Annotated in this window: 13 protein-coding genes and 1 tRNA gene; 12 read left to right on the top strand and 2 right to left on the bottom strand. The window is 42.0% G+C overall.

Annotated elements, in window-relative coordinates; all coding sequences use genetic code 11:
• Positions 1 to 98: 98 nt before the first annotated feature.
• From AC6H04_RS06940 to AC6H04_RS06930, 3 genes are all read left to right on the top strand, one after another.
• Positions 99 to 1,103 (top strand): ketopantoate reductase family protein, encoded by a 1,005-nt coding sequence (locus AC6H04_RS06940; protein WP_497571002.1) that lies wholly within the window; start codon positions 99 to 101, stop codon positions 1,101 to 1,103.
• A 342-nt stretch (positions 1,104 to 1,445) separates the two neighbouring features.
• Positions 1,446 to 2,405, top strand: a complete 960-nt coding sequence (locus AC6H04_RS06935; protein ID WP_497571001.1) for an NADP-dependent oxidoreductase — start codon at positions 1,446 to 1,448, stop codon at positions 2,403 to 2,405.
• 64 nt (positions 2,406 to 2,469) lie between these two features.
• Positions 2,470 to 2,967 (top strand): GNAT family N-acetyltransferase, encoded by a 498-nt coding sequence (locus AC6H04_RS06930; protein WP_497571021.1) that lies wholly within the window; start codon positions 2,470 to 2,472, stop codon positions 2,965 to 2,967.
• Positions 2,968 to 3,121: 154 nt separating this feature from the next.
• Here the strand turns inward: AC6H04_RS06930 and AC6H04_RS06925 are convergent, their stop codons facing one another.
• Positions 3,122 to 3,496: a winged helix-turn-helix transcriptional regulator gene (locus AC6H04_RS06925; protein ID WP_497571000.1), complete on the bottom strand. Its 375-nt coding sequence runs from the start codon at positions 3,494 to 3,496 to the stop codon at positions 3,122 to 3,124.
• A gap of 130 nt (positions 3,497 to 3,626) precedes the next feature.
• On the opposite strand from AC6H04_RS06925, the gene AC6H04_RS06920 reads away from it, so the two are divergent.
• Positions 3,627 to 4,814 carry an NADH-dependent flavin oxidoreductase gene (locus tag AC6H04_RS06920; RefSeq protein WP_497570999.1) on the top strand — a complete coding sequence of 396 codons (1,188 nt, stop codon included), beginning with the start codon at positions 3,627 to 3,629 and terminating at the stop codon, positions 4,812 to 4,814.
• 367 nt (positions 4,815 to 5,181) lie between these two features.
• Here AC6H04_RS06920 and AC6H04_RS06915 read toward each other — a convergent pair.
• Positions 5,182 to 5,254: transfer RNA gene (locus tag AC6H04_RS06915), tRNA-Lys, on the bottom strand.
• A 399-nt stretch (positions 5,255 to 5,653) separates the two neighbouring features.
• Between AC6H04_RS06915 and yycF the strand changes: the two genes are divergently transcribed.
• The 8 genes from yycF to AC6H04_RS06875 all read left to right on the top strand — a co-directional run bounded on the left by yycF (position 5,654) and on the right by AC6H04_RS06875 (position 14,446).
• Positions 5,654 to 6,376: a response regulator YycF gene (yycF, locus tag AC6H04_RS06910; RefSeq protein ID WP_098823502.1), complete on the top strand. Its 723-nt coding sequence runs from the start codon at positions 5,654 to 5,656 to the stop codon at positions 6,374 to 6,376.
• Positions 6,377 to 6,474: 98 nt separating this feature from the next.
• Positions 6,475 to 8,292, top strand: a complete 1,818-nt coding sequence (gene walK, locus AC6H04_RS06905) for a cell wall metabolism sensor histidine kinase WalK (protein ID WP_497571020.1) — start codon at positions 6,475 to 6,477, stop codon at positions 8,290 to 8,292.
• A complete protein-coding gene (locus tag AC6H04_RS06900) occupies positions 8,282 to 9,580 on the top strand; it encodes a YycH family regulatory protein (protein ID WP_497570998.1) in 1,299 nt (432 codons plus the stop codon). The genes walK and AC6H04_RS06900 overlap by 11 nt, the downstream gene beginning before the upstream one ends.
• A gap of 16 nt (positions 9,581 to 9,596) precedes the next feature.
• Positions 9,597 to 10,427 (top strand): two-component system regulatory protein YycI, encoded by an 831-nt coding sequence (locus AC6H04_RS06895; RefSeq protein ID WP_497570997.1) that lies wholly within the window; start codon positions 9,597 to 9,599, stop codon positions 10,425 to 10,427.
• Between the two features lie 167 nt (positions 10,428 to 10,594).
• Positions 10,595 to 11,404 (top strand): MBL fold metallo-hydrolase, encoded by an 810-nt coding sequence (locus tag AC6H04_RS06890; RefSeq protein ID WP_497570996.1) that lies wholly within the window; start codon positions 10,595 to 10,597, stop codon positions 11,402 to 11,404.
• A gap of 202 nt (positions 11,405 to 11,606) precedes the next feature.
• Positions 11,607 to 12,869, top strand: a complete 1,263-nt coding sequence (locus tag AC6H04_RS06885) for a S1C family serine protease (RefSeq protein ID WP_497571019.1) — start codon at positions 11,607 to 11,609, stop codon at positions 12,867 to 12,869.
• Positions 12,870 to 13,370: 501 nt separating this feature from the next.
• The gene (gene rlmH / locus AC6H04_RS06880; RefSeq protein ID WP_497570995.1) at positions 13,371 to 13,850 is read left to right on the top strand and encodes a 23S rRNA (pseudouridine(1915)-N(3))-methyltransferase RlmH; all 480 of its coding nucleotides are present in this window, start codon (positions 13,371 to 13,373) and stop codon (positions 13,848 to 13,850) included.
• 14 nt (positions 13,851 to 13,864) lie between these two features.
• Positions 13,865 to 14,446 (top strand): GrpB family protein, encoded by a 582-nt coding sequence (locus AC6H04_RS06875; protein WP_497570994.1) that lies wholly within the window; start codon positions 13,865 to 13,867, stop codon positions 14,444 to 14,446.
• Positions 14,447 to 14,558: the final 112 nt, after the last annotated feature.

Here is a 14,558-nt window from a genome sequence, read left to right as displayed (position 1 = left end):
GTACCGCGTTACTAAACGCCCTTTGGTCTTTGACCAAAGGGCGTTTTTTAGTTGTCGTATAGCTGATGAAATCAAAAAAATTAGAAGGAGTGGTTGTAATGAAATACGGAATTATTGGTGCAGGTGCAATGGGTTATCGGTATGGTGTTATGCTTCAAGAAAACGCTGGCGTAGATGTTGACTTCATCGATACTTGGGAACCAAACGTTGAAAAAGTTCGTGAACAAGGCGGCGTTTCAGTTGCTCGTGACCATAAGAATCGTCGGATCATTCCAATCAACATGTATTATCCTGAAGAATATACCGGCCATCCAGATGTTTGGATCATCTTTAAGAAGCAGATGCAATTAGCCGAAGAGCTTGAACGCGACAGTAAAGCCGGTATTTTCCATGATGACCAATACGTCTTCTCAGCTATGAACGGCATGGGCCACTTCGAAAAAATTGAAAAATACTTCCCTAAAGATCAGATTGTCTGTGGGACCGCAATGATTGCTACCCGACTTGATGGACCAGCTAACGTTGATTTCATGGGACCTGTTAACAGCGAAGTGATGCATATGGCGCCTTACAACAACAAGCCGGCTGATGAGACCATGCAAGCAATCTTCAACGATTTTACAGTCGCTAAGATGGGTCCAGTGATGGTGGATGAATGGAAGGGCATGTGCATGTCAAAAGTCGTCTTCAACGCTGTTACCAATACGCTTTGTACCATGTATGAAATGCAAATGGGACAATTTATTGAATACGAGGGTGTCACCAGAATGGCCACCACGCTATTCAACGAAGCTTTTGATGCTTGCGAACGTGCCGGTATTCGTCTTATTGAATCTCGCCAAGAAGAAATTGATTCTATCATTCCAGTTAGCCAAGCCTACAAGTATCACTACCCATCAATGTATCAAGACTTCTCTAAGGGTCGTCCTACTGAAGTTGATTACATTAACGGCTACATCGCAAAGATCGGTCGGGAACACGATTACGTTTGCCGGGTTCACGAATTCGTCGTTGAAGAAGTGCACATGGCAGAAATGATGCGTAAGTACCACAAACCAACAGAAAACGTTGCGGATCCTAAGCAAGCAGAAGTGGAAGCATAGGACGCTATCATCTTAAAAAGAGACCATTCTATACTGATATCTGCCATCTAAACAACTTAAACATACACAACGATAAAACACATAGACACACATATTTAATCACACATAATATATAGTAGAAAAAATAAATTATCGCTTAAATGCGAAACACATATTGCACTAACACATACTTCTAGGAATCACACACATATAAAAAATGCTGATATTGACCTACTGAGCTGGGGAATATCAGCATTTTTAATGCTTGTATTTTCGATTAAAAATACTTGCCTTTCTGAGGCAATCAGCCTATATTATGCGCAAAATTAAACGACAGAATTTTACGAAAGAGGGCTGAACCCAATGAAAGCAATTGTCATTGATCGATATGGTGATGCACAAGAGCTTCACGAGGCGCAATTACCAATGCCGACCATTAAGCCAGATGAAGTGTTAGTTAAAATGGTTGCAACCAGTGTCAATCCCATTGATTGGCGTACACGAGCAGGTCGATCGCGGGCTGGTTGGAGTTTTCCCATTGTTTTAGGTTGGGACGTGTCCGGTGTGATTACGACTGTGGGGAGCACGGTTCAACGGTTTAAAGTGGGTGACGCGGTCATCGCTAGGCCAGATACATCCGTGGATCCTACTCATGGCAGCTACGCCGAGTATGCGGCTGTTAAGGCGGATAAGTTGGCATTGAAACCAGTCAATATTTCGTTTGAAGAAGGCGCAGCAATCCCGCTATCTGGAACTGTTGCTTATCAAGTGATTATTCAGCAATTAGTAGTAAAAAGGGGTGATAAAATTTTGGTTCAGGGTGGCGCTGGCGGCGTTGGTCTGTTTGCCCTTCAAATCGCCAAGGCACAGGGGGCGTATGTTGCGACTACTGCCAGTGCGGAGAATCATGACTTACTACGGTCTTTGGGAGCGGATGAGGTGATTGACTATCATCAGACTAGGTATACAGACGTGCTGCATGATTATGATGCGGTATTTGATACTACGGATGATATTGAAAATGGCTTAACGATTTTGAAGCCAACCGGCCATCTTGTTAGCATCGCCGGTCAGCCAACCTTTGCCCAGCAAAGTGGTCACCCGTCAGCAAAACATTGGTGGCTACATCCTAACGGACAGGATTTGGCAGCCGTAGCTAACCTCGTAGCTTCAGGTCAAGTCAAAGTGGTGATTGATAGTAAGTACCCGCTAACGACAGAAGGTCTGCGGGCGGCGCACCTACGTAGCGAATCGCACCATGCCCACGGTAAAATCATCATCTCAATTGCTGACCCACCGAAATTAAATAACATCGCGATGTGAAGTGGTGCGAAACATGAGAAAGGCGTATGATATTCATAATCTTTTTGAAAGCGAGCTTAAGCCAATGAGTATTACCTTTAAATACGCTAAAAAATCAGATTTACCTACCATTACGGCCATTTATAATCAAATTATTCCCAGTCGTTTAGCTACCGCGGATCTGCAACCAGTTTCTGTGGCTTCCAAGCAGGCATGGTTCGATGAATTTGACCCGCATTCACGACCGATTTGGGTCATGAAAGACGGTGATACCACTGCGGGTTGGGTGAGCCTCGAGTCGTTTTACGGCCGTCCAGCATATGTTCATACAACGGAAATCAGTATTTATATTGATGAAAACTACCGGCATCATGGATTAGGACAAAAGGCGTTAAATTACGTTTTCTCTCAGTTAAATGATTTAGACATTGATACTTTAGTGGCGTTCATTTTCCATCATAATCTTCCCAGTATCGGTTTATTTAAGAAGAATGGGTTTGAGACTTGGGGACACTTGCCTGACGTGGCCGATATGGGTGATCAGCTTCGTAGTCTGGATATTTTGGGACGTCGGTTTAAGTAAGCAAAAACAAGCAGTAGCAAAACTCGGTAGATTCCAGAATTTAACGTGAATAAAGCCTATTCCGCCATTTTTGCGGAATAGGCTTTATTTTCTACCAAAAGGCAAGCACTTCAAGCTTTTTAATCAGTTTGAAAAGCTCTAGGAATGCTGAATATTAAAAATTTAAATATCCTGTGTGGTCGCTGGATAACAATTTAACAGGCTGTCCATCCGCTTGCATTCTGGCAACACGATGTTCTCCCCAATCGGACATATCAATCAGCAATTTTCGTAATGTTTTACCTTCTGTGGTTAGTGAATAGACAACTTTTGGGGGCACTTGCTGGTATACCTCGCGATGTACAATTTTATCATCTTCAAGTTCACGTAATTGCTGTGTTAACATTTTAGCGGTAATCTTAGGCATCTTTCGTCTTAATTCACCCGTCCTTATTGGACCGTTTCCTAGGTGACAAAGAATAATAGGTTTCCATTTACCACCAATCACATCCAAAGTTGCTTCCACCCCGATTTGATAAATTTTTTCCATTTTGATTACTCCTAACCCTTGATATAACCAATTATTACTTTTTGGGTAGTATAGCACTTTAAAGTGCGTACTTGTAGAAATATCTGTAGTATCTATACTGGCTACTATAACATATATAGGAGATGTCGAGATGTCAGCTTATTCATTTTTAAAACCATTCACATTTAAGAATGGCCTTGTGCTAAAGAACCATGTTGTTATGTCACCGATGACCACAATGAGTAGTTTTTATAATGGTATGCTTACTGGTGATGAGATCAACTATTATAAAGCCAGAGCAGCTGGTCCCGGAATGGTCATTACTGGTGTCGCAAATGTTGATGAGCTTGGGAAAGGTTTCGAGGGTGAACTTTCTGTAGCCAGTGACGATATGTTACCTGGTCTTACAAGACTGGCTAATGCAATTCACCAACAAGGTACGAAAGCCGTTTTACAAATTTTCAATGCTGGTCGTAAGACTAACCATAAAATTCTGCGTGGCAATCAACCAGTTAGTGCTAGTGCTGTTGCAGCCACTTATCCAGCTGATTCAGAAACCCCTCGTGAAATGACTAGTGAAGAAATTGACCAGCTTATTCTTGATTTCGGCAGTGCTACTCGTCGGGCGATTCAAGCTGGTTTTGATGGCGTGGAATTGCACGGAGCCAACACGTACTTACTACAACAATTTTATTCCCCTAATTCCAATCGGCGAACGGACAAATGGGGTGGCTCGCGTGATAATCGTTTAAGACTACCACTGGCAGTGATTCACAATGTCCAGTCAGTCATTAAGCAATACGCCCCAAAACAATTTCTACTAGGTTATCGGTTATCCCCTGAAGAAATCGAAACACCTGGTATTAGATTGGAAGATTCACTTTATTTTGTGGATCAAATTAAAGAGCAGGTAGATTACGTTCATTTATCGATGGCAAGTTACCAACGAACCTCTCTCAATGATAAAACCAATAAGCAAACTTTGTTGTCACAGTTTGCTGCCCATACTAAAGGAATTGTACCTTTGATCGGTATTGGTTCAATCGAACAACCTGCTGATGCCGAAGCAGCCTTAGCAGATGGTGCGGATTTGGTTGCTATTGGTCGGGAACTACTTCGTGAACCGCAATGGGTTCAAAAAGTAGCTTCTGGTGATGAAGCAAGTATTCGTACTCAAATAAGTCCTATGGATATGGATGAACTGGCTATTCCGTACGGCTTGCAAACATTTCTCACTACTGATTTCACGTCAGTTATGCACTTTACAACTGATGCAGATGCTACTCAAGATTATCAAAACAGTTTAGCTCCAATGGAAGGCATGGAAAAAAAGTTATAATAAAATTTGCGTTATATATGAACTAAAAAAGACTGAAGGTCGGTTCCTGAAGTGAACAACTAAGTATTAAGAATTTATGCGCATCGTTGAACGGCGTGATTTCGGTATTCTACCGGAGTCACGCCGTTTAGTGTTTGTTGCAGGTAAGAAACATAGATTATGGTAAGAATAATAAGTAGAAAAAAGCATCCGCTGTTAACGGATGCGCCCATTCGACCGACGAATTATTGTTTTATTAATATGTGTTAAGTGAATGTCATTTTGAATGTTGTTTAGATTTTTTAAATCAAATTTTAGAGTACAAAAAAATCAGCATCCCCGGTGTCAAGCACTGCGTGGAAACTGATTAGTGGTGTGTTGCATGTTATGGGCAGTCAGGGGATCGAACCCTGGACCCACGGATTAAGAGTCCGTTGCTCTGCCAGCTGAGCTAACTGCCCATGTCTTATTAACCTTGCGATTAAGCACCTGTCTTAATCAACGTTTACTAATATATCATGATAAAAAGTGATTGGCAACTATTTTTTGAAAAAAAGTAGCAAAATATTCAAAAAAATAATACTTTGAATGAATGTAGACTCATTTCCTGAAATTGATTGCAACATACAAATGTTTTGTCATTTATGCGATAAACACTTGATACAAGCCAGTTTTCACCATTTCGCGTAATGTAAAATACTGTGATATAATAAGCTTTGTGCAGATATTATTTAAATGTGTCTGCCATTACTTGAATGCACCTGCACGGCTCGTGCTACTGTGTAGGAATGACCGAAAAGCACCTAAAACTAAAACTATAATACTTGAACGAATCGTTATCTGAAGGAGGACATGTTCAGATGAAAAAAGTTATTCTCGTTGTCGATGATGAAAAACCAATTACTGATATTGTAAAATTTAACCTAACTAAAGAAGGATACGAAGTGGTTGTCGCCCACGATGGTGAAGAAGCACTTAAACAAGTTGAAGAAGTTAATCCAGATTTGATTATCCTAGACTTAATGTTACCTAAGATCGATGGGCTGGAAGTTGCCCGTCAGGTACGGATGAAGCATGATATGCCGATTATTATGGTGACTGCCAAGGATTCAGAGCTAGATAAGGTTCTCGGCCTAGAACTTGGTGCGGATGACTATGTCACTAAACCATTCTCAAACCGTGAACTGGTTGCCCGTGTGAAGGCTAATTTGCGTCGGCAAAATACCGTTAACGCAGCTCAGCCTGAAGAGGAAGAAAATAAGGATATTGAAATTGGCGATCTGGTGATCCATCCAGATGCCTATTCTGTGACGAAACGGGGTCAAAATATTGAATTAACCCACCGTGAATTCGAGTTGCTTCATTACTTGGCTCAACATATTGGTCAAGTGATGACTCGTGAACACTTACTTCAGACGGTATGGGGTTACGACTATTTTGGTGATGTACGAACGGTCGATGTCACTGTACGTCGACTTCGTGAAAAAATTGAAGATAGTCCCAGTCACCCAACTTGGTTAGTAACTCGTCGTGGGGTTGGTTATTATTTACGAAATACTGAAAGTGAGTCCGGTCAGGCGTAATTCTACGCGTGCAAGGCGTTTAAGGGGTAAACGGTAGCGTGAAACGAAAAATTAAATGGTATCATTCGATACAATTCAAAATCGCGTTCGTATTCGCGATGATGCTCATTATTACATTGGAAATTGTCGGCGCCGTTTTTGTTCAGCAGCTGGAGACGCAGAATTTGCGGCAATTTAAGAGCCAAATTTCACTGCAGCGCTATGTCAGTACGAACTTAACGACCCAGTTATCACGATCAAACACAAACGCTTCTAACAGGCAGATTCGCATTCTTCTGTCTGATGCAAATATTCCTAGCACGGCGAATGCACAAATCCTTGTTATTGATAATAAAGGCACCATTCGGGGAACAAATGAGGCCAATAATCAACAGATCGTTGGGCAAAAAACGACGGACGACACCGTTAAAAAGGTCATTTATAATAACAACAGTGCCGGAAGTGAAACGACGACGTTTGATTCGTCGACAAATCAATACTATTACACGAAGGTCACACCACTGATCAAACAAAGTAGCGGAAGCAGTACTTCCGTTGGTGTTGTGTACATTCGTGCGAACTTAGCAAGTGTTTATGACAGTATTAGCAAAGTAACTGCCATTTATCTTGTTGCGGCTGTAATCGCGATTGCCATGGGGCTAGTTCTATCAATTGTTATTTCCCGGGCAATTACTGTTCCGATTACTGAAATGAAGGAACAAACACAACGAATCGCCCGAGGGGACTACTCTGGGCAGGTTCAAGTATACGGAAACGACGAGTTGGGTCAGTTAGCCAGTGCGGTTAATAACCTCTCTGTTCGTGTGGAAGAGGCTCAAGAGTCCACTGAATCTGAGCGACGACGGTTAAATTCTGTCTTGGCACATATGACTGACGGGGTGATTGCCACCGATCGTCGCGGGAACGTCACGATTATTAACGAAACAGCGGTGGAGTTTTTGGACGTGGACTCTGATCAGGCCATTGGACAATCGATCTTGGATATTTTGAATATTCGCAAGCAATATACCTTGCGTGATTTGTTGGAAGATCCGGATGAAATCATGCTGGATTTCTCCACCGATGACCATGACTTGATCCTGCAGGCGTACTTCTCACTGATTCAACGTGAATCTGGGTTTATCAGTGGTTTAGCCTGCGTGCTGCACGATGTTACTGAACAGCAAAAGATCGATCAAGATAGAAAAGAATTCGTTTCAAACGTGTCTCATGAATTACGGACACCGTTGACCAGTGTTCGCTCATACGTAGAAGCTTTATCTGATGGTGCTTGGAAAGATCCAAAGATTGCACCGAAGTTTTTGAAAGTCACGCAAGAAGAAACAGATCGTATGATTCGCATGATCAATGATTTACTGACCCTTTCAAGAATGGATTCAGGTACGCAGAAGCTTAACCTTGAGCTGGTTAATTTAAATGAGTTATATAACTATATTTTGAACCGATTTGATATGATCATTGATAGTGATGAACAAAAAGACCGGTCTGATAAGCATTACACGATTAAACGAGAGTTCACAAAACGTGATTTATGGGTTGAAATTGATACCGACCACTTTACACAAGTGATCGATAACATTATGAATAACGCAATCAAGTATTCGCCAGATGGCGGTGTGATTACCTGTCGTTTGATTGAAACAAATAACAACGTGATCATCAGTATTGCTGATCAGGGGCTGGGTATTCCGCGAGCGGACATCCCACACGTGTTCGATCGGTTCTACCGAGTGGACAAGGCGCGTTCTCGAGCTCAAGGCGGTACTGGACTTGGTTTAGCCATTTCCAAGGAGGTTATTCAGTCGTTAGGCGGTAAAATCTGGGTGGAGAGTCGTGAAGGACATGGCTCTACCTTCTATATTTCACTGCCATACGAACCTTACGATGAGGGGGATGATCTTTGGGATGAAGCTTAGAAATTTATGGCTGCCAACGAGTTTGGTAGCAGCAGTGCTAGTCAGTTTGGGCCTTTCGGGTATGATATGGACCAACCCGGCTCACTCTAATTTAAGCAGTCGAACGAAAGTCACTAAAAGTTCTGATAGTACCAGCAACACGACTTTTCAGGATATTTATTTACCATCACAAATCATTTCGACTAATGCGGCAGGTAAACAGGAGCTATTAACTAACAATCGGGTTAATGTGGCGACTGATTTGCGCGATAGAATGAGTCATTTTACGGCAGAAAAAGCTAAAAATGTCAGTCGAGGAAATTCCAAAACCTATCTCGCTCAGTTAAAGCGAAAAGGGACTGTTTTGCTGAATTATAACTCTGCTATTTCGGTTAACTTCTTTCGCAAGGCCTTCAATAATCAATTGAAAGTGCCAAACCAGAAGTTCAACCGGATGCAGTTGTTACTCAACGATCCCAATCACCTTTATTTGTTAAATGATCAGGGTTATCGAATCGTTCGAGTGACGCTTAAGAACAATCATGCTGATAAACTGCGCCATGTTTTAGCGGATAAAATGGTCAAACATCAGATCACTTTTCAATTACTTAATGGTAAAGTGCTCGTAAACTATCCTCACAGTGTTAAGTTGCGAACTTATAGTTATCAGCTTTCACAGCAAACGCAGGATTACTATGCTAACCGGATCATGACCACTAATTCAAATAGTAATGTTCAAATTAAGCGACATAAAAATAGCATCGATTATGATGATCACGGATTTCGGCATATGACGGTTGATCAATTAACGGATACGGTTAATTTCACCAACTATAATGCTCAGATTAAGAGCAATAGCTTCTTACAAACGATGAACGGTATTTATGAGCAGTTAGTGATGGTCGGGATGCCACTGGATAGCGTTCGTTTTTACTCCTACGATTCGGGGAGTGATACCGCTGTTTTCCGGACATACGCAGGTGGGTTACCCGTTTTTGATCAGAGTGATTTTGGTGCTATTCAAATGAAAGTGTTGGACCAATCTTCGTATCGAATGAAATTTTCATTGGATAGTTTTCAGGTACCGATTCCGCCTATACAAAATTCGGCCACGATTATGTCAACTAGCGAGCTCATCAAGCAACTGAAAGCATCAGGTACCCGTGAAAGTAAAATTCAAGGTATTGAGCTAGGTTATGAATGGGTTCGTGACAAGTCGCAGGCCAAAGTCGTTGATTTGTCACCAACTTGGTATGTTAAAGTTGGTAATCAGTGGGAAAATTATCGTAAACTACTCGGTCAACAGTGAAGGGGGGTAGCCGGACGTGAATTTTAAACGCATTCAGTTGATTTTCTTAGCGATTTTTATCGCTATGGATGTGCTCTTGTTTCTGTCGTATAACCGCAATAGCGTTGGTGATTCAACTGCTTCAGGAAGTAACAATATTCTGGAAGAAATGCGGAAGGATCAAATTACGTATAGTAAGCCGACTACCAAAGCGCATGAAGGCTATTATTTCTCAGGAAATAACGGGAACACTTTGCGACAGGACGCACCTGAACTGCAGCAGCAGGATATCCGTTTCAGCGGTGATGAACTGGTGAGTGAATTTAAACAGCCACTTAAGTTAACTAATGGATCGGTTAAACAGACTTTAGATAAAGTGGTTGCGGATCCCGGACTGATTGCTGAAGGTAAGCATTATAGTTACAGTGAGCAACTATCTAGCAAGAGTGAGATTATTTATGTGCAACGGGTTGCACAGAAGCCGATTTATTCACGCTATTGTCAAATCCGCTTTGATCTTAACAGTAAGAATCAGATTATCGGTTACAGCCAGAATTACTTGGAAGACGTCAAAATGTTGAAGGAAGCTTCCAAGACGATTAGTGAAGAACGGGCGTTGACTTGGCTGTACCAGTACAATGAGATTCCTAACGGTGCCAAAGTAACCTGGGTTCACTTGGCTTACACAAGGCTCTTAACTGCTCGTGGACAGTACGTCTTTTTACCAACTTGGGTATTTGCTGTGAAGCTCAATAATTCATCTTCCACCATTTTAAAACGGGTGAATGCTTACACGGGTGAAGTCATCAAGACTGGCGATAATAATCAAACAAGTAATGCTAATTCAGAAATTTTTACACTCACATAGTCACTTGCAAGCAATATTTAATGATTGCGTTTCGGCGTAAAATGCGTTGTAATAGTAACGACGAACAATCATTGAGAAGTGAGTACGGATAAGTTTATTCACGGCCCTACCAATGACCATGTTGGCGGGGTTTTTGTAGTTATAAATAAAGGGAAGTTGGTCGGTTTATGCAAGAGCAAAATGACAGCTTAAAGGTCAGTGTGTTAGCCAGTGGCAGTACCGGAAACTGTACGTATATTGAAACCGCTGAGCACAAGATCCTAATCGATGCTGGGTTAAGCGGTAAAAAAATCGAAAATCTCATGCAATCTATCGGACGCGACTTGAGCGACGTAGATTCGCTTTTTGTCACACATGAACACTCGGATCATCGTAAGGGTGTTGGCGTGCTGGCACGGCGTTACGGGATGGACATTTACGCTAACCAGGGAACTTGGGATGCGATGGCTAGCAAAATCGGTAAAATTCCCACGGAACAAAAGAACATTATCGCACCTGATTCCGTGCTAAGCATGGGTGACTTAGACGTTGAGAGCTTCACAGTCTCTCACGATGCTGCTGAACCGCAATTTTATGCCGTTCACAGCGGTGGTAAGAGCTTTGTGGTACTCACGGACACCGGTTATGTTTCAGATCATGTCGAGGGTGTGATCAAAGATGCAGATGCTTACTTAATGGAGTGCAACCATGATGTTGAAATGTTGCGGATGGGCAGTTATTCATGGCCACTAAAACAACGGATCTTAAGCGATACGGGTCATCTAAGTAACGAAGACGGTGCTGATGTCATGATGGACGTTTTAGGTAACCACACCAAGCGGATTTTCCTTGGGCATCTCAGTCAGGAAAATAACATGAAGTCACTGGCTCATCTCACCGTTGCTTCAATCATGGAAGACCATGATTTTGGCGTGAACCATGATTTTAAAATTTTGGATACGGATCCAGAAAAGGCTAGTGGCTTAGTCACCCTTTAGTTGCTTAATAAATCTTTAGAAAAATCTTATCCTTTTTACGAGTAAAGATTCAAACAAATTTCACATCTCATCGATACAATAGATGCATAAGTCAGTAGGTTGATCAAGTTTAGGGGTTGCGTCACAACCTAAATAACTGCGTTCATCACTTTGCCTAAATTGTGATGACATACAAGGAGGGAAGCGCGATTTGCGCGGAAGTATGGATAATCAACAAAAACCAGAATCAAACAATAACCGTGGACTACTTATTAAAGTTGCTGTAACGGCGTTAGTAGCAGGTTTACTTGGTGGTGGTATTGCGTATGGTGGTGCTAATTACATCAGTAACCGTGATACGACTTCGGTGCCAACTGGCTCAAATAAGTCGGGGACGGCCTCTACTAGCAACATGAAAGTGAATGTCAGTTCACAAGCTTCTGAAGCCTTCTCAAACGTGAAGGATTCAGTGGTTTCGGTCATTAATCTGCAAAAAGAGAATCAGTCGTCTAGTACTTTGAACGGCATTTTAGGCGGCAGCGATTCAAGCAGTGATTCATCGTCTAGCGGCAGTCTGCAAACCAGTTCAGAAGGCTCAGGTGTGATTTATAAAAAGGCTGGCAACAGTGCTTATATCGTGACTAACAATCACGTGGTTTCCGGTTCTAATGCACTTGAAGTGATTTTGAGTAACGGTAAGAAGATTGATGCTAAGTTGGTCGGTAAAGATGCTGTGACTGATTTAGCCGTATTGAAGGTTAATAGCGCGGATGTTTCTAAAGTTGCCACATTTGGTAATTCGGATAACATTAAGGTCGGCGAAACCGCTTTGGCAATCGGCTCTCCACTGGGTTCGCAGTATGCCACTTCACTAACTGAAGGGATTATTTCAGCCAAGAAGCGGACTGTGGCCACGACGGATGAGACGACCAACCAGCAGACTGGTAACGCAACCGTCATTCAAACGGATGCTGCTATCAACCCTGGGAACTCAGGTGGTCCGCTGATCAACCTTGCTGGCCAAGTGGTCGGAATCAATTCGATGAAGCTTGCTAGCAGTGGTACAGGAACCAGTGTTGAAGGAATGGGCTTTGCTATTCCAAGTAACGAAGTGGTTTCCGTAATCAATCAGCTGATCAAGAACGGTAAGATCGTTCGTCCTGCATTAGGCATCAAGTACGTTGATTTGTCAGAAATTTCAAAGACGCAGCAAAAATCGATCTTGAAGTTACCATCCAGTGTTGAAAACGGGGTTGTCATTATGGAGAAACCAGGTTCTTCAACACCAGCTGGCCGTGCTGGGCTCGGCAAATATGATGTTATTACTGCCTTAGATGGTAAGAAGATCAGTACGAGTTCAACGTTGAGAGATCTATTGTATAAGTACAAGGTCAACGATACCGTTACCGTAACGTACTACCACAATGGTGATCAGAAGACCGCTAAAGTAAAATTGACTGAAACGACATCACAATTGAATCAATAATCAGAAAAAGAGCGTATGTGAAGAAAAGGCTGAAACCTGTTTTGCGGGTTTCAGCCTTTTCAGTTCTATTGAAAAAGACGAATGTTCGAGTTATGAACAAGGGGATAAATACCAGTTAACGGGAACATAAGGCAAATACAGTCGAATAAGGAAAGCGCTATCCCTGTGGAAAATTCGGAAGTGTGAGTAATCCACAAGAAACTGTGGATAACTTTGTGGATAACATTTAATGGGGTGGAAACACCGCAATCACTGATTTTCTCCAGGCGTTTCCTAAAAACTATTAACAGCCTGTGGATAACTTGAAAATATCACTAACTAAATTTTAATAAAACGTTGCTATGACGGCGTTTACATTGGTACAATAGTAGCGATAAAGTACGATACAATGAAAATGCATATTCGGTTTTAGCAAACAGATTTTTGTCCACAAAGATTCAAATTAAGTACAAAATGGGTTGTGGATAACTTTGTGGACAACTTAAAATGTGGAGGAAAGTTATGAACATCAAACTGGTGGTCGTGGGTAAATTAAAAGAGAAATATTTTAAACAGGGAATTGCCGAATACGCTAAACGGCTATCGCGGTTTTGCAAATTCGAAATTGTGGAAGTGCCAGACGAAAAAGCACCAGAAAGTTTAAGTGACGCAGAAATGGAACAGGTCATGGGAAAAGAGGGTGAACGAATCCTTTCTAAAATTAAAGACCGGGAATACGTTTATGCGTTGGCCATTTTAAGGAAAGAGCGTTCATCAGAAGAATTTGCGAAGGAGATCAAGGACCTGACTACTTACGGCCATTCTGATATTACCTTTGTGATCGGTGGATCATTAGGACTGGCACCAGAAGTGTTGAAGCGGGCGGATACTCAGATTTCCTTTGGGCGGTTTACGCTGCCTCACCAGTTGATGCGGCTGGTGTTGACCGAGCAGATTTACCGGGCATTTATGATTAATGAGGGCAGTCCGTATCATAAGTGAGGAGAGACCGTGTTATGAAAAGGCTGGCAGATATGAGTCTTGAGGAGCTTTGGCAACTGTTCCCAATTGTGTTGAAAAGCCATAATCCGGATTATCAGCTTTGGTATGAAGACGAAAAACAAAAGGTAGTCCAATATTTGCACAGTGCGGCTGTTTATCGCATTAATCATATCGGCAGTACGGCTGTTCCTGGATTAATAGCTAAGCCTACAGTTGATATTTTGTTGGAACTTGTTAGGCCATATGATTTGAACCAGGTGATTTCAGAGCTGAAACCACTAAAATGGCTGGTTATGGATAGAGATAACGATTTACAAACCATTGATTTGAACAAGGGGTACACACCAACAGGCTTTGCAGAGAAGGTGTATCACTTGCACATCAAACCAGCTGGTGATTGGGGAGAACTCTATTTTCGTGATTATCTAATGGCGCATCCGGAGATAGCAAAACAATACGGGGAATTGAAATTAAAATTAGCGCAAAAGTACAAGTATAATCGAGACGCTTACACCAACGCAAAAACGGATTTTGTAACTAGGTATACGCAAGAGGGACGAGAGGAATTTAATGGCAGGTATCGTCCGGTTAAATAGACGTTGAAAATCAATCGAATAGCAAGATGAAGAGGATAGCATCCATGGAAGTAACCTTTGACGAAAGCTTTGCTGGCATGTTGAAGTATGAAGTAAATTTACCAACAATTGG

Source organism: Secundilactobacillus sp. MJ173 (assembly GCF_059704265.1).
The sequence above is the reverse complement of the archived record's forward strand: the minus strand, read 5'-3'. Positions and strand labels throughout refer to the sequence as shown.

Coding starts and splice junctions, on each gene's coding strand:
- AC6H04_RS06930 (WP_497571021.1), top strand. CDS start 2,470: ATGAGTATTACCTTTAAATACGCTAAAAAATCAGATTTACCTACCATT.
- AC6H04_RS06925 (WP_497571000.1), bottom strand. CDS start 3,496: ATGGAAAAAATTTATCAAATCGGGGTGGAAGCAACTTTGGATGTGATT.
- AC6H04_RS06875 (WP_497570994.1), top strand. CDS start 13,865: ATGAAAAGGCTGGCAGATATGAGTCTTGAGGAGCTTTGGCAACTGTTC.
- AC6H04_RS06890 (WP_497570996.1), top strand. CDS start 10,595: ATGCAAGAGCAAAATGACAGCTTAAAGGTCAGTGTGTTAGCCAGTGGC.
- walK (WP_497571020.1), top strand. CDS start 6,475: ATGATGCTCATTATTACATTGGAAATTGTCGGCGCCGTTTTTGTTCAG.
- AC6H04_RS06940 (WP_497571002.1), top strand. CDS start 99: ATGAAATACGGAATTATTGGTGCAGGTGCAATGGGTTATCGGTATGGT.
- yycF (WP_098823502.1), top strand. CDS start 5,654: ATGAAAAAAGTTATTCTCGTTGTCGATGATGAAAAACCAATTACTGAT.
- AC6H04_RS06920 (WP_497570999.1), top strand. CDS start 3,627: ATGTCAGCTTATTCATTTTTAAAACCATTCACATTTAAGAATGGCCTT.
- rlmH (WP_497570995.1), top strand. CDS start 13,371: ATGAACATCAAACTGGTGGTCGTGGGTAAATTAAAAGAGAAATATTTT.
- AC6H04_RS06900 (WP_497570998.1), top strand. CDS start 8,282: ATGAAGCTTAGAAATTTATGGCTGCCAACGAGTTTGGTAGCAGCAGTG.
- AC6H04_RS06885 (WP_497571019.1), top strand. CDS start 11,607: ATGGATAATCAACAAAAACCAGAATCAAACAATAACCGTGGACTACTT.
- AC6H04_RS06935 (WP_497571001.1), top strand. CDS start 1,446: ATGAAAGCAATTGTCATTGATCGATATGGTGATGCACAAGAGCTTCAC.